The sequence below is a fragment of the Pseudomonas sp. BIGb0381 genome (genome assembly GCF_024809815.1).
Taxonomy (GTDB): domain Bacteria; phylum Pseudomonadota; class Gammaproteobacteria; order Pseudomonadales; family Pseudomonadaceae; genus Aquipseudomonas.
In genome coordinates this window covers 101,148-121,787 of the sequence record NZ_JANUEN010000009.1, presented here as the reverse complement: position 1 = coordinate 121,787, position 20,640 = coordinate 101,148, and the positions used below count along the sequence as shown (strand labels likewise).

The following is a 20,640-nucleotide window of genomic DNA, read 5'->3' as shown; positions in this document are numbered from 1 at the left end:
ACATGAGGAAACTTCGATGCTGGAATTAAAGCCGCAATGTTTTTCGTCGGAGTGCCCAAGCCGGGCGCTGTTCGACCAAATCGCAGACAAGTGGTCGATGATGGTTCTGGCGGTACTTGATGACGGGCCGCATCGTTTTAACGCCATCAGGCGTCGCCTGGAGGGCGTCACTCAGAAGGCCCTGACACAGTGCCTGCGGCGACTGGAACGAAATGGTCTTGTCTCGCGCCAGGTCATCTCGTTCTCGCCCGTAGCAGTCCAGTATGAGATCACCCCACTGGGTCGAACACTGCAGCAGCCATTTCGCGAATTGCATAAATGGACGCTCGACAAATTGCCTGAGGTTGAAACGGCCCGGTTGAAGTTTGACGAGGCCGCGCAGGTAAGCCTGACGGAGTGAATGACTTCGCAGGTTTGCCCGCGGTATCCATGAACCTACCAACGCTACTTTAAGTGCCTAATTGACTCTAGGTTTATCACGCATACCTTGTAAAGGTCGCCAACGATGGCCTCATTTTGATGCCTTCTTGTGACCTTTGACCAGCGCCTCTCTGCGACTCTCGACGATTGGCCAAGCGCCTTCGATATCGACGCGGCAACGCTGATCCCAGCGGCCTGACCTTTTTTGGGAAGCCCAATATGACGAGGACTAAAATGCGCGAAAATCTTCAGTTTTACATCGATGGTTCGTGGGTGGAGCCCGCTGGCAATATCGTAATAGATGTCATTAATCCGGCTGACGAAACGGTTGCCGGCCAGCTAGCGCTCGGCGGCACCCTCGACGTCAATAAAGCGGTCGCAGCCGCGAGAGCCGCCTTCCAGTCTTTCTCGCAAATATCGGTTGAGGAGCGTCTTGCACTCTTCGATCGAATCATCGCTGCCTACCAGTTGCGCGCACAGGATCTTGCGATAGCAGTGTCAGAGGAAATGGGCGCACCGCTATGGCTCGCCGAGAAATTACAAGTCACGGCCGGCCTGGCCCACATTCAAATCGCTCGCGCCGCGTTAGCCAAATACAGTTTCGAACACGAGATGGGCACCACTGAGATCGTACGCGAGCCGATTGGCGTTTGTGCGTTAATCACGCCATGGAATTGGCCGCTCAACCAGTTGACCTGCAAGGTGGCCGCAGCGTTGGCGACAGGCTGCACGATGGTGGTGAAGCCTTCTGAAGTGTCGCCCTTCTCGGCGACGATCTTTACCGAGATCATGCATGATGCCGGTGTACCAGCCGGTGTTTTTAATCTGGTACACGGAGACGGCAAAGGTGTTGGCGACGCACTGACGGGTCATCCTGAAGTCGATCTCGTCTCGTTTACTGGATCCACCCCCGCAGGCATCCAGGTCGCACGCAATGCTGCACTGACGGTGAAACGCGTACACCAGGAACTGGGCGGAAAGTCGCCGAACATCCTTTTGCCGAGTGCCGATTTTCCGTCAGCCGTGGCGGCGGGTGTGGCTCAAATTATGCTCAACAGCGGTCAATCATGTAATGCGCCGTCACGGATGCTTGTTCCATTTACACGAATGGCGGAGGTAGCCGATCTCGCGCGCACTGCGGCAGCGCAGTGGGTTGTCGGACACCCGGCAAGTAACGCAAAAATGGGGCCGGTCGCCTCCGAGGCACAATGGCGCAAGATCCAGAACCTGATCCAGGTCGGCATCGAAGAAGGTGCAACGCTGATAACAGGTGGTCTCGGCCGACCCGAAGGGCTCGACACCGGTTTCTATGTGCAACCGACCGTCTTCTCCAACGTGACGAATGACATGACTATCGCCCGCGAGGAGATCTTCGGTCCGGTGCTTGTCATCATCGGTTATGCCGATGAAGCCGATGCAGTGGCGATCGCCAATGACACCGTATTCGGTCTTGCCGCTTATGTTCAGGGCGAACATACAGCCGCCGAGGCAGTGGCGCGTAAACTTCGGGCCGGACAAGTCACGCTCAATTATGCCGACATGGATTTGGCGGCCCCGTTCGGGGGATACAAACAGTCGGGTAACGGTCGTGAATGGGGAGAAGTTGCGTTCGGCGATTTTCTCGAAACCAAAGCGATCGTTGGCTTTCGGCGGGCCGTGTGAAGGGCTTGCTGCTGGAATGAGTAGCGCCCTTTCCCTATGAAAAGTAGCGGCGTCCCAGAACGCCGGCTACTTATTCAGTAAGTGCGATCGTAAGGGGTTTTATAGCAGCGAAATGGGGTAATTAATGAAAATCCGGTTTTCATCAAACTCATTGGTGCTGAAATCCCTGCGAACACTCGAATTGCGCCATCTAACGCTGAGATTTTTCAGTGCACCGGACTGCACCACGTAGGCCAGTTCCGACTCTCGGCCCCACTCTTTGCCATCGGTGATCGAACCTGTGTGGACGTTATCACCGCTGATATATCGGTTCATTAATGTCAGACCCGGGACACCGAGCACTGCGAAGTTAAAGTCATGGCGTAGCTGCCATGAGCGCTCCTGAGCGTTATCAAAACTGGCGTTATAGCTGTCGTTGGCCAATGTTCCACCACTGGTGCCGTTGACCCGCATCCAGGCGCTGTCGCCGGTGAGTTTTTGCAGGCCGACGTAGAAGGTGTTGCCGCCGTATCTGGCAGAGAGCAAGGCGAAGGTGGTCTTGTTGTCAAGGTCGCCGGCCAGGGCGCGGCCGTCTTCCTTGCCGTTGAAGAAGCCCAGGTTGGCGCCCAGGGTCCAGTCGCCCGCGGGTTGGCTGTGGCTGAGATTGACGTACTGTTGCTGGTAGATGTCGGTGAGCTCGGCGTACCACACGCCAACCTGAGTGCGCTTGTCGTTAAAGGTGTATTCGCCGCCGCCGAAGTTGAAGCGGTCGGAGGTGAACGCGGCTTTGCCGTTCATGAACATGTCTTCCATGCTCGCGTCGTTGCGTGGGCTGTTGCTACGGAATTGGCCGCCATAGAGTGTCAGGCCGGCGATCTCGTTGGAGGTCACCTGACCGCCACGAAACGTCTGTGGCAGAGAACGACCATCGTCAGAGCGCAGGATCGGCAACACAGGCATCCATTCACCCACTTTCAATTCAGTCTTCGACAGCTTGGCTTTCAGCGCCACGCCCAGACGCCCAAAGTTATCGGCGGGGCGGCCGTCGTCGTGGATCGGCAGCAGTTGGGTACCGCCGGTGCCTTTGCCACCATCAAGCTTTTGGGAATAAAGACCTAATACATCGACACCGAATCCTATCGGCCCAGCGGTATAACCGGAACGAGCATCAAGGATGAAGCTCTGTGTCCACTCTTCGGCTTTATTCTGTGGAGCGGCGCTGTTGGGATAGGCCGGATTGATGAAGTTGCGATTGATGTAAGCGTTGCGCAAGTTGAGGGTGGCGGTAGCGCCATCGACAAAGCCGCTATTTTGATCGGCCTGAACAGCGGCTGACGTACCCGCGCAGAACGCAAGCGTCACAGTAATCAGGGATTGATGTGCAGGCACGCTGCGGAAAATAACAGGGTAGCGCATGATGTTTTCTCACAATGAGTTATTATTTTTGTTGTTGCGATTTTTGGCGTGTCATTCAACTTGTGCACAGGCAGCTCGAATAACTAACTACCAGTGACTGCGCAGCTCCCTTATGTGTCTTGTGATAATCCTTTATTGAGTAACTTGATAATTGGTTAACAGCACCTTAAGCAAAACCCGAGCGTGCGCAGACGCGAGCCTGAATCAATGCCTGTCATGGCACGCTCGTGGGGAATTGCTTGAGAACAACGACTGAGAGTTAAAACAGACTCGAACGCTCGGCGATCAACCCGCACTCCCTGGCGTTTTGCAACGTGTGTATTCCAATTGATAAAGCGTGGTTTCTGGTGCCATCGATTGCCCCTCCAACAGCCGTTGCAGCTCAGCGACAAAAGACTCGCCGGCGACGCGAACGTAGTCAGGCGCACACCCTTCGATCATGACGATCCAGGCCGGTATCTGGGTCCCTTCGGCGCGGGCTTTTTTCTCTGCGGTTTCAACCTTGCTCACGGCCTCATCAGCCACACACAAATGCACACCCGTAATACCTTGGGTATCAACGAGAGGCGGAAGCACGCGTTGGCGCAATGCGTCTGACACCGAGTTATGCCCCCCCTCGACAACGTCGAAACGGACCGTCAGCAAATACGCGCCCTGCCCCACACCGCTGGTATAAGTAACCTCGCATATGGATCGCGCGACGTTGCGATATGACTGCACCGACTGCTTTGTCCAAGCCGTCGGACTGTTGAGACGCGATAAATAATCCTGCCCTCCCAACACCTGCACAGTGTCAGCCTCATAGAGGTTGAAATAGGTCGGTCCGGCATCCAAAGCGATGTATCGACGTCCCCGCAAAAACCCCGGAATGCCAGCCCGCTCAGGCATGTGTTCCCGGTTATGCCACTCATAGAACTCGTCCCGCGCTTCGGGCAAAAGATCATGCCAGATCGCGACTACACCTGTTCCTGCAAAGCTCATAGCGTTTTCCTCCAGCGATAGTCAGTCAACATTGGGATGGCGACCGGCGACCCATGCAGCACCCATTTCAGCAACGTAAGGAACCACGGTCTGAAATTGTTCACCCAGCCCTTGGCCACCAACACGCATGGTGTCACCCGCCTTGAGGAATACCGGTGGCTTCTGCCCAAGCCCCACACCCGGTGGCGTACCGGTAATGATGACGTCACCCGGCAGTAGCGGCATGAAGCGACTGAGGTACGCGACAATGTGTGCAACGCTGAAAATCATTGTGCGGGTATTGCCGGTCTGGAGACGTTTGCCGTTCACGTCGAGCCAGAGATCAATGGCATGCGGGTCGGCAATTTCGTCGCGGGTGACCAGCCAAGGTCCCAGTGGAGCGAAGGAAAAACCGCTTTTCCCCTTGGCCCACTGCCCTTCGTACTCAAGCTGATAAGCCCGCTCGGAGACATCATTGGCCAGGCAATAACCGGCGATGTGATTCAACGCCTGCGACTCATCAATCTGCCAGGCAGGCGTACCGATAACGATGGCCAACTCGACTTCCCAATCAAGCTTCTGAGCCCCCGTTGGTAGAATCACCGGGTCATTGGGGCCGCTGATGGACGCGGTGTGTTTGTTGAAGACCACCGGCTGGCTCGGGATAGGTGTATTTGTTTCAGCCGCGTGATCGGAGTAGTTCAGGCCGATGCAAATCAGGTTCGGTACGCTGCCTACGCATGGACCAAGGCGTGTGCCCGGCGCCACCACCGGAAGCTTTTCAACGTCAACAGCACGTAGTTTTTCGAGCACCGACGGGCTCAGGGCAGACGCATCAATGTCGTCGACAATGCCCGAAAGGTCTCGCACGATCCCTTGCGAATCCAGGATTCCCGGCTGTTCCTGCCCCGGCAAACCAAAACGAACTAAGCGCATTTGTTACTCCTCCAGCGTTGAGAAATGGACAGACAATGAGCCTGCTTCGCCGAACTGAACATGCAGTGGCTGATTGACGGGCACATCGAGAACACCTGCATAGGACCCGGTGATAATCACCTGCCCTGCTTGCAGCCCTATCCCTTGTGTAGACAGAAAATTGGCCAGCCATACGATAGGCAACAACGGATCCCCGTCCGGATGGCGACCCTTGATATTCAAAAGCTCTGCCGTTGCATCGCTCAGGGTGATATCCAGTTCAGAGGGCATGCTGGCAGAGTTCGACAGCGTGATTGGCGCCCCAAGTACCAGGCCCTGATTGAATAGACCGTCCGCAAGCAATTGCTCGAACGGCAGAGTGTGTGGCTCGGTGTAACGGCAATCGATGACTTCCAATGCCACGTGCACGTCGCTGATCGCAGCAACGATCTGTTCAGCGGTATAAGGCTCGATACGTGCCGGCAAATCATGGGCCAGGACGCATGCCAATTCAGGCTCGATGCGCGCCTTATCGGCGTCGGCGGCCAGTCGGTAACGTTCGCCTTTTACAATGCTGTCGCTGTAGATCGGCGCAACGATCCACTTGCCTGCCGGGGGTAAGGCACACTTCCACCCCCCCACGGTTTTTCCAGCCAATGGCCCTACGTGCTGCTGAATGGCAAAACCTTGTGCGAGGCTGCTTGGCAGGTTCGGGCCTGGCAAGGCTGCCAGTCGAACACCCTCCAGCCGTGCACGGACCAGAGCAGCGGCGGCGATTTCCAGCCCTGCCCCCGCCTCGGTCCATGCAGGCGCAGGCGGGCTCATGTGTTCTCCGAATGAACGCTGTTCTGGCGCGGCCAAACCGTACCCAGCTTATTGGCTGCATCTTCGAGCAGCGCGTGCAATTCGTCATAACGTTCAGGCTGCATGCGCAAGACCGGGCCGGCGATACTCATCGTGCCGACCACAGTACCAGTCGGAATCAGCTTGACCGGTACGGCAATCGCCCAAACACCCGCCTCGGCTTCCTCAATGACCAAGCCATACCCGCGCTTGCGTGTCAGCGCCAGCTCGGCCAACAAACCTTCGATGCTGTTGATCGCTTTCGGCCCCTGCCCCATCCCGGCGTCAGCTTTCCCCAATCCACTACGCAGCGCATGCTCAATGGCCAGTTCATCAGGCATTGAGGCCAGCCAGGCTTTGCCATTCGCGGTGGCATAGAGATTGATGGGTTTATCCATGGCCGGCGAATACATGAGCCCCGGCGCGGCACCTTGGGCCGAAGACAGCCAGGACAAGGTGCCCTCGTTGACCACCGTCAGTCGCACCAACTCATGGCACTTAGCAGCCACTTGCTCAAGGATCGGCTGGACCAATTCCGGCAAGCCAATCCCATGTAAATAGCGCTGCCCCAACAGTGCCAGCTTGAGAGTCAGGCGGTATTGCGAGGTGGCTTCATCCTGCTCTGCCCACCCTTGTTCGACCAACTGAGCAAGCACGCGATGAGCAGGCCCCTTTTCCAAGCCCAACTCAGCTGCGATATCGGACATCCGCATCCAGCGAGCTTCGCGTGCCAGCAGCTCAATGGCCTCCAGGCAGCGGTCGACAGCACCTTTGACGACTCTCATATTTTTCTCGACTTATCTTTGACAATGAGGTGAATGTGAGCAACATTGTTCGTAATGGAACGACGTTCCAATAGTATGCAGGCACCTCTTGATAAGTCAAACCCGCTTGTACCCGGTTGACCTTATCGAGACAGAGCTACCACCGCAGACGGGGTCCAGGACGTGGTGAACGCCTGACAGATATTGAAAACCGCCCCTTCTGGTTCGGCTTTTTTATCAATAGACGTACACCTGTGTATGTTCAATCTTCCCGGAAGAACGCCCAATGCATCTCACCACCCCGCCTTACCTACAGAAGTCCGCGGGCAGCAAGATTGCGCATCATCGCTCGCAAGCCGAAAGTCCAGGGCGCAGCCGCATGACTGTAGGTGACGGTGTTACGCAGCGTGCCCAGCAGCGGGCTACCTATGCTGACCTCATCCCCTTGCTTATGCGTAAAGCCGCTTCCGGGCTCTTCACGATCTTGGGTAGGCGCAAACAATGTCCCGAGAAAAAGCATGAAGCCATCAGGGTATTGGTGATCGCCGCCGACAGTCTGGGCCACGAGATCCAACGGGTCACGGCTGATGAATGCCATGGAACTGCTGCCTTCAAGGATAAAGCCGTCTTCGCCCTGAACTTGCAAATCCACGACGCAATTGCGCACGTCATCGAGCGTAAACGCTTCATCGAACAGACGAATAAAGGGGCCGATCGCACAGGACGCATTGTTGTCCTTGGCCTTGCTCAACAGCAGTGCGCTGCGGCCTTCGAAATCACGCAAGTTGACGTCATTGCCCAAGGTGACGCCATGCACTTGGCCTCGACTGTTCACCGCCAGCACAATTTCCGGCTCGGGGTTGTTCCATTCAGACTTGTGATGGATTCCGATTTCGCTGCCGCTGCCCACTGCGGCCAGAACCGGTGCCTTGGTGAAAATTTCCGCGTCCGGGCCGATACCGACCTCCAGATATTGCGACCACATGCCCTGCTTGATCAGTACAGCTTTAAGGCGCATCGCGTCTGGCGAGCCCGGTTTGATTGCCCGCAAGTTATCGCCTATCGCTTCCTGCACCAAGCGGCGAACACTTTCGGCGTTGGCAGCGTCACCTCGGGCCTGCTCCTCGATTACCCGCTCAATCATGCTGGACGCGAACGTTACCCCGGCCGCCTTGATGACCTGCAAATCCGCTGGGGGCAACAGAGATGCCTTGCCGGGATCGGCATGGCTGCCGGTGTTCTCAAGCAACTCCTCGACGGTCCCGATGTACCTCCCAGGCGCCTGGCGAACAGCCAGCAACGGCGAGGTATGTTCCAGCAGTTCGCTTATCGTCGAAAAAGTTTCAGAAAGATCAAACACACCTTCATCGCGCAACACCACTGGCGAGGGTCCTGCAATCGCACCCGGGATCCAGGCGCGGCCGATCAGCGTTCCGGCCAAGCCATCCAGCGGCAGGGTGTTTTCGCGCGTCAGTTTCAAATTCGCCATAGAGCTTCCAGAGCAGTCAGCCATCAGAGCCGTAAAAGTAATGGACCGCTCCGGTAAATCCCAATGAAAGAAACTCACCAATCAATGCTGTTTCGTTATCGACAGACAAGGCCTTATCCGATGGAAAACGATCAAATTACGTTTGCCAGTGTCACCCGATGGCTGAAGATCAAACATCTGGTACTGGTCAATAGCCTGGCCAAGACCCGCAATATGCACACAACCGCAGAACACATGAATGTTACGCAACCGGCCATCAGTAAATTGCTTCGCGATCTGGAAGTACTCCTGGGCTTTCCATTGTTTGAACGTCAAACGCGCAACCTGGTCCTTACTGAACTAGGAGAGTTCGTGGCCCGTTATGCGCGTATTACCTTGGAAGACACGGAATCGTTCGTCGACCAAGTCAACAAGCTGCGAAAAGGCGGGCATGGTCATTTAAAAATTGGCACCATTTTCGCCGCAACATCAGTGGTGCTGCCTGAAGCTATCGCCAGCATAAAACGTGAGCGCCCCCTCCTTTCTATCGAGGTGATCGAACAAACCAGCAATCACTTGCTGGAAATGCTCGAACAGAAAAAACTCGATTTAATCATCGCACGCTTCACGGATGAGGATTGCCAGCCCTTCGAATTTACGTCGCTGGGACCTGAACCCTTCTGCCTTGTCGCGAACAGCACACATCCTCTGTGCCAACTTGAGGAGGTCCCCACTGACGCACTCAGCGAATGGCCATGGGTCATGTATCCCTTTAACACGCCGATCCGACAACGCATGGAGCGCGCGTTCAGGACGTTCCGGATAGTCCCGCCGACCAATACAGTGGAGACCATTTCGATGCAGACCTTCCTGCAGTTGCTGCAGTCTGGGCCAATGCTTGCCATGCTCCCCGAGTCAATGGTCCAGTCGCAACTGCAAAATGGGCAGCTACAAATCCTCAATACTCCCTTCAAGGTTGAATCTCAGGATTACGGGGTTATCACCCGCAAGGATGAGCCCCTGTCAGAGCCCATGCGGATGTTTGTTGCGACCTTATTAGCGTTCGCCGAACTGCGGCAAACGACTACAGAGAAGAGGCCCTGCACCGATCCCGGTAAAAGTCGATGAGGCAAAGTTATCGAGCAATCGAAAGCTCTCATTAGGCAGCCATTTCTATGAATCCTATAGTGCCGCCACAAAACTGCGGCGCTATTGGCGACCGCGCACCACCCAGCAGCCCGTGAGGATGCGATGGAACTGATCATGAAAACCGGCGCAGCAGCTGTGCTGCGTTTGAACCCGCTGGACGATGTGCTTATCGCACGCCGGCCGCTAATCGCGGGCGAAATCCTTGAGCAGGAAGGCGTGACGGTCCTTCAAGCGATTGTGCCGGGCCATAAAGTGGCCTCCCGGCGTATCGAAGCCGGTCAACCGGTAAGACGCTATGGGCAAATCATTGGTTTTGCCGTTGTCGACATAGAAGCAGGCGAGCATATCCATGTGCATAACCTCGCCATGGGGGAATTCACTCGAGATTATGCGTTCAGCGTCGATGCGAAGCCCCACGTCAAGCTGAGTGAAGCCCCATCGTTCATGGGTATCGTACGCCCGGATGGACGCGTCGCGACGCGCAACTACATCGGCATTCTTACCTCAGTGAATTGCTCTGCCACAGTCGCCCGGGCCATCGCAGACCATTTTCGTCGGGACATCAATCCCGCTGCACTGCAAGCGTATCCAAACGTCGACGGTGTTGTTGCGCTCACGCATTCTGCCGGCTGCGCCGTTGACCCTGCGGGCGACGGTCTGAGCATGTTGCGTCGGACATTGGCGGGGTATGCGACCCACGCCAACTTTGCCGCCGTGCTGGTCATCGGGTTGGGCTGCGAGACGAACCAAATCGACTCATTACTCGCGACGCAAGGACTCACCCGTAGCAATACGCTGCGAACGTTCAATATTCAGGACAGTGGCGGTACGTCCAAAGCCATCGCCAGTGGCATTGACCACGTGAAGGAATTGCTTGGCGAGGCCAATCGGATCCAACATGAGTCGGTCAGCGCTCGTCATCTGATCGTTGGGCTTCAGTGTGGTGGCTCGGATGGCTACTCCGGTATTACGGCCAACCCTGCGTTGGGCAATGCAGTGGATCGCCTGGTCGCCTGTGGCGGTACCGCGATTCTTTCTGAAACCCCTGAAATATACGGTGCCGAACACTTGCTGACACGACGGGCAGTCAGCCGTGAAGTCGGCGAAAAACTTATCGCTCGAATTCATTGGTGGGAACGCTACTGCGAGCGTATGGGGGCCGAATTAAACAATAACCCCTCCGCCGGCAACAAGGCAGGTGGCTTGACCACCATCCTGGAAAAGTCGCTGGGCGCTGTGGCAAAGGCTGGCTCGAGCAACCTGATGGATGTCTACGAATATGCCCAGTCCGTCACTGCCAACGGGCTGGTTTTCATGGACACCCCTGGCTATGACCCCGTCTCCGCAACCGGCCAGGTCGCTGGCGGTGCCAACCTGATTGCGTTTACCACCGGGCGCGGATCGGCCTATGGCTGTGCCCCTGCGCCATCAATCAAGCTGGCAACCAATAGCGCCTTGTGGGCGCGTCAGCGAGAAGACATGGACATCAACTGCGGCGAAATAGCCGAAGACACATTGACCATCGAAGCGTGCGGTGCAGCGATCTTTGAAACCATGCTACGCATCGCCTCGGGCGAGCGCAGCATGAGCGAACAACACGGATACGGACAAAATGAGTTCGTGCCTTGGCAGATCGGCGCCGTCACCTGATTTTCAGTGCTGGGAACGCCTTGCCCAGCTATCGCTTGCACATTCAACCTGGAGACCACCATGTCCCTCATCACCGGCCAGAATTTTATCGGCGGTCAGCGCAGCGCTGCCGGCAGTATGATCGTCAAGAGTGTGGATGCCAGCACAGGGGAGACCTTGCCCTATGCCTTCCACCAGGCGACGCCGCAAGAAATCGAGGATGCGGCTCGCGCAGCCAACAACGCCTTTTCCAGCTACCGCAGCCTGAGCGCGAGCAAACGGGCTGAATTCCTCGATGCCATCGCTGAAGAACTGGAGGCTTTGGACGATGAGTTTATTGCCCTGGTTTGCCGTGAAACAGCATTGCCTGCAGCTCGTATCCAAGGCGAACGCGCACGTACCAGTGGCCAAATGCGCCTGTTTGCAAATGTACTGCGCCGCGGTGACTTCTACGGAGCTCGCATCGACCAAGCTTTACCCCTCCGCAAGCCATTGCCACGCCCTGACCTTCGCCAGTACCGCACTGCGATCGGTCCGGTTGCTGTGTTCGGTGCCAGTAACTTTCCGTTGGCCTTCTCCACGGCCGGCGGCGATACCGCCTCGGCCCTCGCGGCGGGTTGTCCGGTGGTATTCAAAGCCCACAGCGGCCACATGGCTACTGCAGAACAGGTTGCCAACGCAATTATCCGCGCGGCCGAGCGCAGCGGCATGCCCGCCGGTGTCTTCAACATGATTTATGGCAGCGGCGTAGGCGAAGCCTTGGTCAAACACCCGCTCATCAAGGGCGTTGGTTTTACCGGTTCGCTCAAAGGTGGTAGAGCATTGTGTGACATGGCCGCCGCTCGCCCCGAGCCCATTCCAGTCTTCGCCGAGATGTCGAGCATCAACCCGGTAGTGATCCTGCCTCAGGCACTCTCGCGTCGAGCCGACAGTATCGCTCACGATCTTGCCGCCTCGGTGGTTCAAGGTTGTGGGCAGTTCTGCACCAATCCCGGAGTGGTGGTTGGCATTCGCTCGGATGCATTCAGTGCCTTTCAGAATAGAGTCGCAGCGCTGATAAACGACCAACCGGCGCAGACAATGCTCAACGCAGGCACCCTGCGCAGCTATGCGGCTGGCCTGCAGAACCTGCACGCGCACCCCGGCATCGTGCACCTGGCTGGCAGCAACCAACAGGGACACCAGGCCCAGCCACAATTGTTCAAGGCCGATGTAGAGTTACTGCTGAACGGCGACAAGGTCCTTCAAGAAGAAATCTTTGGCCCCACCTCTATCTTCATCGAGGTCAATGACCAATCGCAGCTCAACGCCGCCATAAATGCCCTTCACGGACAGTTGACCGCAACCTTGATCGGTGAGCCAGAAGACCTGACGCAATTCGCAGAGTTGACTGCTTTGTTGGAGGTGAAGGTCGGCCGCATCCTCATCAATGGCTACCCAACGGGTGTCGAGGTCTGCGATTCAATGGTGCACGGCGGCCCTTATCCTGCGACGTCCGACAGTCGCGGCACCTCGGTCGGCACGTTGGCTATCGACCGTTTCCTGAGACCCGTCTGCTTCCAAAACTACCCTGATGCATTGCTGCCAGACGCTCTCAAGAACGCGAATCCGCTGAACATTTTCAGACTGGTCGACGGGCATCTTTCCCAAGACAGCTTGTAAGCCCACAGGCGTCCCAATAGAGCTGTAGACAACTTCAAAAGCACTTGACGGGCGGACGAGCGTTGTCCTCCCGTCAAGTCGCTGTGCAAGCCCTACAGACACTGCGTTCGCACCGTCGCGAAGCCCACATTGAGCGTTTCGTCGCATAAGTCATGGCCGAATTCTATTACTGGTTTCATCCAGTCAACTGCACCTTGACAACCGCCTTTCCAAAGTAACAACATTACTAATGGAACATGGTTACAATAATAAAAATCTAAAAGACGGAGACACGTCATGAATCAAAGCACATTGGTTGAGCCTCATTCCAAACGACAGTCAAGGAAAGCCGCTGCCAGCGGCTGGATCGGTTCGGCTCTGGAGTATTACGACTTTTTCATCTACGCCACTGCAGCAGCCTTGCTTTTCCCGCAGCTGTTTTTCCCAACAGACAATCCGACCGTAGGCATCATCGTCTCGCTGGCAAGCTTCGGCGTTGGGTACATCGCTCGTCCAATCGGAGCCGTGGTATTAGGGCACCTGGGCGATCGCCATGGACGCAAGACCGTACTGGTCTACTGCATGTTCTTGATGGGCTTTTCGACCGTAAGCATCGGACTGCTTCCTACTTATCAGCAGATCGGTGTCTGGGCTCCTGCCCTGTTGATTTTTTTGCGTTTGATTCAGGGATTTGCAGTCGCTGGCGAGGTGTCGTGTGCCAGCTCCATGACCCTGGAACACGCCCCCGATGGACGCCGAGGTTATTTCGCAAGCTTTACGCTTCAAGGCGTACAAGCCGGACAACTACTCGCGGCTGGGGTTTTCCTGCCTCTGGCCCAGTTCATGCCAGCTGATCAATTTGCTGCATGGGGCTGGCGAATTCCATTCCTGCTCAGTGCCCTGGTGCTGGTCGCCGGATGGATCATTCGCCGTGAAGTTCATGAAGCGCCGGTATTCACCGAGGCGCAGACCAAAGGCGAGACACGCAAATTACCTGTGGTCGAAGTGTTCACCCAGAGCTGGCGAGATGTGTTGCGAGTGATTTGCATGGCCCTGTCTGCAGTCCTTGCAATCGTTGCCTCCGTATTCGGTGCAACTTATGCAGTCCAGCCTGCCTACGGCATTGGCTTTCCTTCCGGCGTATTCATGTGGATACCGGTGTTAGGCAATCTGTGTGCCGTGATACTTATCCCCTTCGTAGGCAAGCTCTCTGACAGGATTGGTCGCCGGCCTCCGGTAATTGTGGGTGTTCTTAGCGGCGGACTGCTGTCATTTGCGTATCTCTATGCGATCAGCATTCACAACCTATGGCTTTCGTTGATACTGTCGCTCCTCATGTGGGGCGTGGCTTACCAGGGCTTCAATGGCGTCTTCCCAAGCCTGTTCCCAGAACTGTTCCGTACACGCGTCCGTGTTACCGGCATGGCCATTGGTCAGAATATCGGCGTAGCGTGCACAGCATTTCTGCCAGCCCTTTTCGTATCGATTGCGCCTCCCGGAACCGAGAATATCCCGCTGAAAATCGGAGCGTTGACCTTCGGTATCTGCGTAATCTCTGCGATTGCTGCATTTACTACCCGCGAAACATACCGGATTCGCCTGAAGGACCTCGGTGACCCTAATGCGGTCCCGATGTCTAAAGAGGAATACGAATGGGTGCAGGAACAGTCCAATTCCAAATCGCAAGCCAATGCAGTCCAATCAGTGCCAGCGACACGCTCCTGACAGTCTGGCCTGATACCACCACCGCGCTGTTCAATTCCTCTGCACAGCGCTTAGAGTAATACGGCAGTAACAATGCACATGTTGTCAGTAGCGGGTTCCGATATCCCCTACTGACAATTGGCGTGCCACTGCCAACGCCCGTAGGTTGACATGCATCCACGTATTACTGGCAGCACTCGTATATATGGATTAGTTGGTGCCCCCCTCAAGAGCGCCAAGTCCCCAATGCTGTTGAACAGGTTATTTGCCGAAGCGCAGTCTGACGCCATCTGCATTCCACTGGAGGTCGGTCCCGAAGGCCTGGCTGACTTTGTGAGAGGCATACGAGCCGTGAGCAACCTTGCCGGGCTACTGGTCACCATGCCGCACAAGCAGAGCATGCTTGACGTTGTGGACGTTCTTCACCCTACTGCGCGTCAGATCGGCGCAATCAATGTCATTCGCTGTGATAGCGACGGACGCTGGGTGGGTGCCGTGTTCGACGGGCTTGGCTGCGTGCTGGGCATGCAGCGCCAAGGCGTCAGCCTGTTGGGGAAATCCGTTCTGCTTATTGGTGCGGGCGGCTCGGGAAGGGCAATCGCGTTTGCCGTTGCCGCTGCTGGCGCCCGATCGTTGATCATTTCTGACCTGGATGCGCACCGCGCCCTGGACCTGGCGCAATGTGTCGCCAAAGAGGGTCCTTGCGCTGTGCATGTAGGCCCAGCAGATGCTGCAGGCCATGACATTGTGATCAATGCTACCCCGCTCGGCATGAACCCTGATGACCCGTTGCCGATAGACGCAAAGCAGCTGGCCTCAACTACAGTGGTGGTCGACATCATCACCAGGTCCGAGCCGACCGCCCTGCTGCTGGAAGCGCAATCGCGTGGCTGCCGAACGCTTGATGGCCACCCTATGCACTTGGGCCAAGCCCTGTTGGCATTAAGCTTTCTTGGTTTCGAAGATATAGAACGTCGCTACTCGAGCGGATTGTAAGGATCGCGTATACCCCACCCCGATCGTCACCCTGCCCCGCCTCTTAATACCCTCTATCGAACCAGTCAACGATGTGCACATGCCCCGCATGTGCACATTTTTGCGTGCCCGTTGAAATTGCATCTCAGCTTAGTTGCCCACACCACTCCGCAGCAAAACGAAACTGACTTCCGTTCGTAATCGACTCGTGCTAGCCTGCGGACAACCTCGCAATAGCGGCTCGCACGTTGTTATTTTTGTACTTGACCCGCAATCCCGAGGGCACCGGCAAGCTAGTCAAACTCTCTTGTTTATAAGGAATGAATGTTGAAAGTCGTTCTTCTGGAAGTCAGCCACTGGCACACCCCGCTCTACCTTGACGCCCTTGAGCGTTTGCCTGATGTGACCGTCACGGCGGTATCTGACGCCACGGGATCGCGTGGTCCAGCCCTTGCTCAACGCTTCGGGGCGCAGCCGTACGATCACTGGAAAAACCTGCTGGATAACGAAGAAGCTGATTTTGCGTTCGCCTTTGGTCCGCACGATGAGCTGTATGCCATGGGCAAAGAATTGATCGAACGCAACATTCCGTTCGCGATGGAGAAGCCTTGCGGGCTCAACCGGGACGAAGTGCTGGATCTGTATCGACGTGCTGAAGCCGCAGATCTGTTCGTAGCGGTCCCATTGGTTTGGAGACACAGTGAATTACTGAACCGTCTCAAACAAGCGGCGCTTGAGAGCGGTGCAAAGTGGAGAACCCAGTCGTTTCGATTCAACGCCGGGCCACCCGAACGCTACCTGATGAACAGCTGCTCCTGGATGCTTGACCCGAAACGCTCGGGGGGCGGTTGCACGATCAACCTGGCCGTTCATTTCATCGATCTGGTTCAGGAGATTTCCGGAGAGCGCATCCGCAGCGTGTCCGCAATGATGTATCGCGACCCGCAGCTGACAGCGGTAGAGATCGGCTCAATGATGACGCTGGTGACCGAGAGCGGCTGCATCTGCACCATCGAGACTGGCTACAACTACCCGGGGAATACTCCCGAGCAACGGGAGTACTCCTTTTCATTGTCAACCGATCAGTTCTACGCGCGCTCGACCCCGGATGGCATGCGCCTGACCGACGCTGCTGGCCAGGCAAGTGACCTTCATATGAGCCTGAACTCAGACGTGTATTACGACAACTTCGTAACCGACGTCCTGGCCCCTGGCCGTGAGACTGCATATACAGGCGCAGGACTTGCAACGATGCACAGCGTCATGAGTATCATCGAGGCTGCCTATGAGTCAGATCGCCTCGGTGGCGCTCCCATCACGCTCTAGCACCCACGACGCAAGGTTGCTGGCCATGGCCAGCAACAAAGAGGATTGAAAAATTGTCACATATTGGCCGCTACTTCAACACCCTGGAACTGCTGCTTTCCCATCCAGGCGGTCTCGCCCTGTCCGAAATCAGCGAGCAGACCCAAGTCGCCATGGCCACGGCTCACCGCATATTGAGCGCGCTTCGAGAACGAGGCTACGTCTATCAGGACGAACAGGATCACTACCGCCTGACACTGAAGATCCCCAGCATGGGTGTGAGCTACATTGCTGAAACGGGCTTCGCCAAGATCATGCAACCTTTACTGAACGATCTGGCCAGCGAAACCGGCGAGCACGTTCGGTTGGCGGAGGTTGCTGAGGATCATCTGACCTGGGTACTGCAGGCCACGAAAAATACCAAAGGCCTTCAGTACCGCCGCGCCCTGGATGAAAAAATCATTCCTCACACCACCGCGGCAGGCAAAGTGTGGCTTTCCACCATGCGCGATGAGCGCGCAATGCGAATTCTTGCCGCCTGGGACATCGAGAACACTCGAGACTACGCGGGGCCAAATGCGCGCGTTTCGATTCGCGACATCTTTGATGACATCGCCTTGATCCGTAAAGAAGGGTACGCAGTAGTTCGCGAAGAAGGTGAAGTGGGCGTGTGTGTGGTGGCGGCAGCTGTGTTCGACAGCTCACGACCAGACAGCTCGCTCCCGGTGGGCACCCTGAGCATCGCCGGCCCAATTGCACGTATGCGAGAAGACACCCTGGGCGCTCATATAGAAAGCTTGAAGCGCGCAGCCATCAAGGTGGGCGAGCACTGGGCACTATGGACCTCGGTCAGTGGAAAGGATTCACTGCCTACGCGGTAGCACCGAGCTTACCGTTGCGACCATGAACAGCTCCAGCAGGCCTTGGCCCGCAGAACGCTTATGATTGCGCGCGGGCCTATTGCGGGTGACAACGCTGTCGCTTGGACCTGGGGATAGTGCAAGCCTCAGGGCCACTGGAGCAATCAGGTCGCAAGCCGCAACGACACGCGACCCAAAGGTGATTACGGAATTTTCCAACCCTTGGCACGAAGATCCTGCACCCCCTTGTTCAGCTCATACAAAGCGTTTTCTTCACGGATGATTTCAAGTACGCAGTTTTCAATACCGCAGGTCGCGTGAACGGCCTCGCCCAATCCGACAAAGTCCACGACACCGGTGCCGACCGGATCATGACCCCACACATCCATACCGGTGTCGGACACATGCACAAAGTCGATCGCGGCGTGGTAAGCCAGCAGACTCGCTACAGGGTCTTCACCTATGTAAGCGGCATTGGCGATGTCGTAGACGACCTTGACCACATCATCATTGAGGGTGCCTACAACCTCTGCCAGTTCCGGCATGGTGGGGGTAAAGCAATACGGGGTATTTTCCAGCAGCAAGCGCACGCCAGCCTGCTTCGCCATCGGAATCAGAACCGCCAGACTCTCGTACATCCAGTCGTAGGTCTTTTCGAGCGGCGGGGAAATCATGGGACGCCTGGTACCGGGAGATATCACCACTTCCTGAGTATCCCAGGCCGCAGCCAGGTCAATCACCGACTTGATGTGCTCGATGCTCTTCTGACGCATGTTTGCGGCGGGACTGGCAAGGTTCACGTCATAGCCGCCGGCGTTGAGGGACCTGATCTTTGTGTCGTACTCACGAAGACGCCTGCTTACGGTAGAACGTTCTGCCGTCGAGAGTTCTACCGGCCAGCAATGTGGCGAGCTGACGGGTACCTCAAACACGCGATGCCCGTGCTCGGCCAACTGCGCAATCGCGTCAATTGCCGTGGAGGACCATAGATAGGAGAACGTGCTGATGATCATGTCGAAACATCCTTTCAGGTGAGTATTCGCTGGAGGAAACGGCCATTCGTATTATGGATTTTGTACCTGGACCACTATCGCTAGAGGGAAGACGCGACGATGAATGGATCTGGGCAGCGGTGGCCTGCACTGACAGGGTAACCGACTGCGAAAAAACGATATCGGAATCGAATTCCATTGTCAATTTGATTGCAAAGTTGGATTCATTTTCGTATTTTGCAATTCTCTTTTACCTCAATGTCTAACTATAAGAAGGAGTGTCCAATGAGAGTTTTGGTCAGTGGCGGTAGTAGCGGTATCGGTGCGTCTGCCTGCTTGAGGATCGCGGAGGCGGCCCTTGCCCGGGGCTTGCAGCCGAAAATTGCGGTATGCGGACACACACTCACGACTACGCAGGAAGAAGTCGTTCAATCCATCAAGGTCATGGGCGGTATCGCCATCGCATTGTCCGGAGATCTCGGCAACCCTGAGGTGCCGAGCCAGCTGGTGGCGGCTGCAGTGGCGGAGTTCGGCGGACTCGACGCACTGGTTGCGAATGCCGGCGTCGCCAGCCCTGGCGCAATCTGTGATTTGTCCGTCGAGGACTGGGACGATATGTTCTCGGTCAATCTTCGCGGCGCCTGGCTGCTTGCCAAAGCCAGCTACCCGTACCTACGCGAGAGCCGAGGCTCGGCGTGTTTTACCTCGTCGATGTCTGGCCAGATTCCACATGCCGGTTCAGGCGCGTACAGCCCCACCAAGGCTGCATTGACAATGCTGGCCCAGACGCTCGCGCTGGAGTGGGCTCCTGACGGAATCCGCGTCAACGTGGTGTCCCCAGGCATGACCCATACACCGATGTCGGAAAAAATGTATGCCGACCCCCAGATCAAGAAAGCACGGGAAGCAATCATTCCGCTGGCGAGAATCGGCGAGCCCGTGGATATCGCGAACGTGATCGAATTTCTCGTTAGCCCCTTATCGGCCTATGTCACGGGACAGGATATATGTGTCGATGGTGGCTTCTCCAAATCGATACTGAGCCATATCCCGGGGCGACCGAGCTCCAAATCCTAAGCACAATTGCTCAAGAGTGAGTTCACCACTCAGTTCAGACGGTGCGTGAACCCAGCAAAGCGAGTTGAGTGTAAGCGACGCCGTACGGGCTTAAGTGTTACGTGCGGCTTCGACCGGCCGCACCGCTTTGGTTGAACCTTGGAAAATCCATGGTGAGCACCCTTGCTAGCAAAACAAATTTGCTCATACTCTGCGTAGGCAGGCGCATCAGCTCGGCCGCTCGCTTACCGCAGAACGATCCTGCAAATACTCACTCATATCGTCTCAGTACCCGAACTATCTTTGCTTTTAGGCCATGCCGACATCGCGACATCAATGAGGGCGCCAAGTGTCTCATTAGTCGCTCCGACTGAAGGCAGGTTTACCACAGCCTGCAGTATTCCGAAGTAATACCAAGCCAGTAGTTCCAAATCGACATGCTGCCCTATCTCACCCTCCAACTGACCATGAGTCAAAATGTCCACAAAAATCTGTCGCTGCTGACAAGCCGCAAAATTCGCGGTTTTCTTTCCTGTGGCAGTGAGGTCTTCTTGCTCAGCGTTACTGCGAGATATCAGGCAACCAGGCGGACGCTCCACGCCAATTGCCTTCGGAAGAAACTCTCGTAGCAGTGCTTCTACGCTTGCCTTGGAGGTCTGTGCTCGGGTCGATCTCATTCGCGTTAATACACGGCCGGTATATAGCTGAAGAGACTCGTTAAAGAGCCCATCCTTATCATGAAACCGCTGGTACAGACTTGATCGAGACAACCCCGTTGCTTCGGTCAGATCGCTGACCGATGCATTGGCGTACCCATGCCGCCAGAAAACAGCCGTCGCCGCCTTCAGGACAGCACTTTCGTCATATTGCGGTTTGCCGCTCATAAATCCTCCGTTGACAAC

18 protein-coding genes are annotated in these 20,640 nt (G+C 56.2%); 10 read left to right on the top strand and 8 right to left on the bottom strand.

Annotated elements, in window-relative coordinates:
* The first annotated feature begins 16 nt into the window (after positions 1-16).
* Complete coding sequence (locus M2397_RS22575; protein WP_145337147.1) at positions 17-400, top strand: helix-turn-helix domain-containing protein; 384 nt, start codon at positions 17-19, stop codon at positions 398-400.
* A gap of 254 nt (positions 401-654) precedes the next feature.
* Positions 655-2,082: an aldehyde dehydrogenase family protein gene (locus M2397_RS22570; protein WP_145337146.1), complete on the top strand. Its 1,428-nt coding sequence runs from the start codon at positions 655-657 to the stop codon at positions 2,080-2,082.
* 99 nt (positions 2,083-2,181) lie between these two features.
* On the opposite strand, the gene M2397_RS22565 is transcribed toward M2397_RS22570, so the two are convergent.
* The 6 genes from M2397_RS22565 to M2397_RS22540 all read right to left on the bottom strand — a co-directional run bounded on the left by M2397_RS22565 (position 2,182) and on the right by M2397_RS22540 (position 8,448).
* Positions 2,182-3,477 carry an OprD family porin gene (locus M2397_RS22565; RefSeq protein ID WP_259244449.1) on the bottom strand — a complete coding sequence of 432 codons (1,296 nt, stop codon included), beginning with the start codon at positions 3,475-3,477 and terminating at the stop codon, positions 2,182-2,184.
* A gap of 285 nt (positions 3,478-3,762) precedes the next feature.
* The gene (locus M2397_RS22560) at positions 3,763-4,458 is read right to left on the bottom strand and encodes a DUF4286 family protein (protein ID WP_145337144.1); all 696 of its coding nucleotides are present in this window, start codon (positions 4,456-4,458) and stop codon (positions 3,763-3,765) included.
* 21 nt (positions 4,459-4,479) lie between these two features.
* Complete coding sequence (locus tag M2397_RS22555; protein WP_145337143.1) at positions 4,480-5,373, bottom strand: fumarylacetoacetate hydrolase family protein; 894 nt, start codon at positions 5,371-5,373, stop codon at positions 4,480-4,482.
* A gap of 3 nt (positions 5,374-5,376) precedes the next feature.
* Positions 5,377-6,177, bottom strand: a complete 801-nt coding sequence (locus M2397_RS22550; RefSeq protein ID WP_145337142.1) for a fumarylacetoacetate hydrolase family protein — start codon at positions 6,175-6,177, stop codon at positions 5,377-5,379.
* Positions 6,174-6,980 (bottom strand): IclR family transcriptional regulator, encoded by an 807-nt coding sequence (locus M2397_RS22545; RefSeq protein ID WP_145337141.1) that lies wholly within the window; start codon positions 6,978-6,980, stop codon positions 6,174-6,176. Before M2397_RS22545 ends, M2397_RS22550 begins: the two co-directional genes overlap by 4 nt.
* 289 nt (positions 6,981-7,269) lie before the next feature.
* Positions 7,270-8,448, bottom strand: a complete 1,179-nt coding sequence (locus tag M2397_RS22540; protein WP_145337140.1) for a fumarylacetoacetate hydrolase family protein — start codon at positions 8,446-8,448, stop codon at positions 7,270-7,272.
* 120 nt (positions 8,449-8,568) lie between these two features.
* On the opposite strand from M2397_RS22540, the gene M2397_RS22535 reads away from it, so the two are divergent.
* The 7 genes from M2397_RS22535 to M2397_RS22505 all read left to right on the top strand — a co-directional run bounded on the left by M2397_RS22535 (position 8,569) and on the right by M2397_RS22505 (position 17,711).
* On the top strand, positions 8,569-9,555 hold the full coding sequence (locus M2397_RS22535) for a LysR family transcriptional regulator (protein ID WP_259244448.1): 987 nt from the start codon (positions 8,569-8,571) through the stop codon (positions 9,553-9,555).
* A 123-nt stretch (positions 9,556-9,678) separates the two neighbouring features.
* Positions 9,679-11,226, top strand: coding sequence for a UxaA family hydrolase (locus tag M2397_RS22530; RefSeq protein WP_259244447.1), 1,548 nt, complete (start codon positions 9,679-9,681; stop codon positions 11,224-11,226).
* A gap of 60 nt (positions 11,227-11,286) precedes the next feature.
* Positions 11,287-12,867, top strand: a complete 1,581-nt coding sequence (locus M2397_RS22525) for an aldehyde dehydrogenase (NADP(+)) (RefSeq protein ID WP_259244446.1) — start codon at positions 11,287-11,289, stop codon at positions 12,865-12,867.
* 276 nt (positions 12,868-13,143) lie between these two features.
* Positions 13,144-14,571, top strand: coding sequence for an MFS transporter (locus M2397_RS22520; protein ID WP_145337136.1), 1,428 nt, complete (start codon positions 13,144-13,146; stop codon positions 14,569-14,571).
* 150 nt (positions 14,572-14,721) lie between these two features.
* Positions 14,722-15,546: a shikimate dehydrogenase gene (locus M2397_RS22515; RefSeq protein WP_259244445.1), complete on the top strand. Its 825-nt coding sequence runs from the start codon at positions 14,722-14,724 to the stop codon at positions 15,544-15,546.
* 306 nt (positions 15,547-15,852) lie between these two features.
* Complete coding sequence (locus M2397_RS22510; protein WP_145337134.1) at positions 15,853-16,851, top strand: Gfo/Idh/MocA family oxidoreductase; 999 nt, start codon at positions 15,853-15,855, stop codon at positions 16,849-16,851.
* A gap of 53 nt (positions 16,852-16,904) precedes the next feature.
* A complete protein-coding gene (locus M2397_RS22505; RefSeq protein ID WP_145337133.1) occupies positions 16,905-17,711 on the top strand; it encodes an IclR family transcriptional regulator in 807 nt (268 codons plus the stop codon).
* 182 nt (positions 17,712-17,893) lie between these two features.
* Here the strand turns inward: M2397_RS22505 and M2397_RS22500 are convergent, their stop codons facing one another.
* Positions 17,894-18,703: a sugar phosphate isomerase/epimerase gene (locus M2397_RS22500; protein WP_145337132.1), complete on the bottom strand. Its 810-nt coding sequence runs from the start codon at positions 18,701-18,703 to the stop codon at positions 17,894-17,896.
* Between the two features lie 264 nt (positions 18,704-18,967).
* Here M2397_RS22500 and M2397_RS22495 point away from each other — a divergent pair, with 264 nt between their 5' ends.
* Complete coding sequence (locus tag M2397_RS22495) at positions 18,968-19,759, top strand: SDR family NAD(P)-dependent oxidoreductase (RefSeq protein WP_259244444.1); 792 nt, start codon at positions 18,968-18,970, stop codon at positions 19,757-19,759.
* A gap of 254 nt (positions 19,760-20,013) precedes the next feature.
* Here the strand turns inward: M2397_RS22495 and M2397_RS22490 are convergent, their stop codons facing one another.
* Positions 20,014-20,622, bottom strand: coding sequence for a TetR/AcrR family transcriptional regulator (locus M2397_RS22490; RefSeq protein WP_145337130.1), 609 nt, complete (start codon positions 20,620-20,622; stop codon positions 20,014-20,016).
* Between the last annotated feature and the right edge of the window lie 18 nt (positions 20,623-20,640).

What these genes read in the sequence shown, in the direction of transcription:
- M2397_RS22575 (WP_145337147.1), top strand. Translation starts at nt 17, where the DNA reads ATGCTGGAATTAAAGCCGCAATGTTTTTCGTCGGAGTGCCCAAGCCGG.
- M2397_RS22570 (WP_145337146.1), top strand. Translation starts at nt 655, where the DNA reads ATGCGCGAAAATCTTCAGTTTTACATCGATGGTTCGTGGGTGGAGCCC.
- M2397_RS22565 (WP_259244449.1), bottom strand. Translation starts at nt 3,477, where the DNA reads ATGCGCTACCCTGTTATTTTCCGCAGCGTGCCTGCACATCAATCCCTG.
- M2397_RS22560 (WP_145337144.1), bottom strand. Translation starts at nt 4,458, where the DNA reads ATGAGCTTTGCAGGAACAGGTGTAGTCGCGATCTGGCATGATCTTTTG.
- M2397_RS22555 (WP_145337143.1), bottom strand. Translation starts at nt 5,373, where the DNA reads ATGCGCTTAGTTCGTTTTGGTTTGCCGGGGCAGGAACAGCCGGGAATC.
- M2397_RS22550 (WP_145337142.1), bottom strand. Translation starts at nt 6,177, where the DNA reads ATGAGCCCGCCTGCGCCTGCATGGACCGAGGCGGGGGCAGGGCTGGAA.
- M2397_RS22545 (WP_145337141.1), bottom strand. Translation starts at nt 6,980, where the DNA reads ATGAGAGTCGTCAAAGGTGCTGTCGACCGCTGCCTGGAGGCCATTGAG.
- M2397_RS22540 (WP_145337140.1), bottom strand. Translation starts at nt 8,448, where the DNA reads ATGGCGAATTTGAAACTGACGCGCGAAAACACCCTGCCGCTGGATGGC.
- M2397_RS22535 (WP_259244448.1), top strand. Translation starts at nt 8,569, where the DNA reads ATGGAAAACGATCAAATTACGTTTGCCAGTGTCACCCGATGGCTGAAG.
- M2397_RS22530 (WP_259244447.1), top strand. Translation starts at nt 9,679, where the DNA reads ATGGAACTGATCATGAAAACCGGCGCAGCAGCTGTGCTGCGTTTGAAC.
- M2397_RS22525 (WP_259244446.1), top strand. Translation starts at nt 11,287, where the DNA reads ATGTCCCTCATCACCGGCCAGAATTTTATCGGCGGTCAGCGCAGCGCT.
- M2397_RS22520 (WP_145337136.1), top strand. Translation starts at nt 13,144, where the DNA reads ATGAATCAAAGCACATTGGTTGAGCCTCATTCCAAACGACAGTCAAGG.
- M2397_RS22515 (WP_259244445.1), top strand. Translation starts at nt 14,722, where the DNA reads ATGCATCCACGTATTACTGGCAGCACTCGTATATATGGATTAGTTGGT.
- M2397_RS22500 (WP_145337132.1), bottom strand. Translation starts at nt 18,703, where the DNA reads ATGATCATCAGCACGTTCTCCTATCTATGGTCCTCCACGGCAATTGAC.
- M2397_RS22495 (WP_259244444.1), top strand. Translation starts at nt 18,968, where the DNA reads ATGAGAGTTTTGGTCAGTGGCGGTAGTAGCGGTATCGGTGCGTCTGCC.
- M2397_RS22490 (WP_145337130.1), bottom strand. Translation starts at nt 20,622, where the DNA reads ATGAGCGGCAAACCGCAATATGACGAAAGTGCTGTCCTGAAGGCGGCG.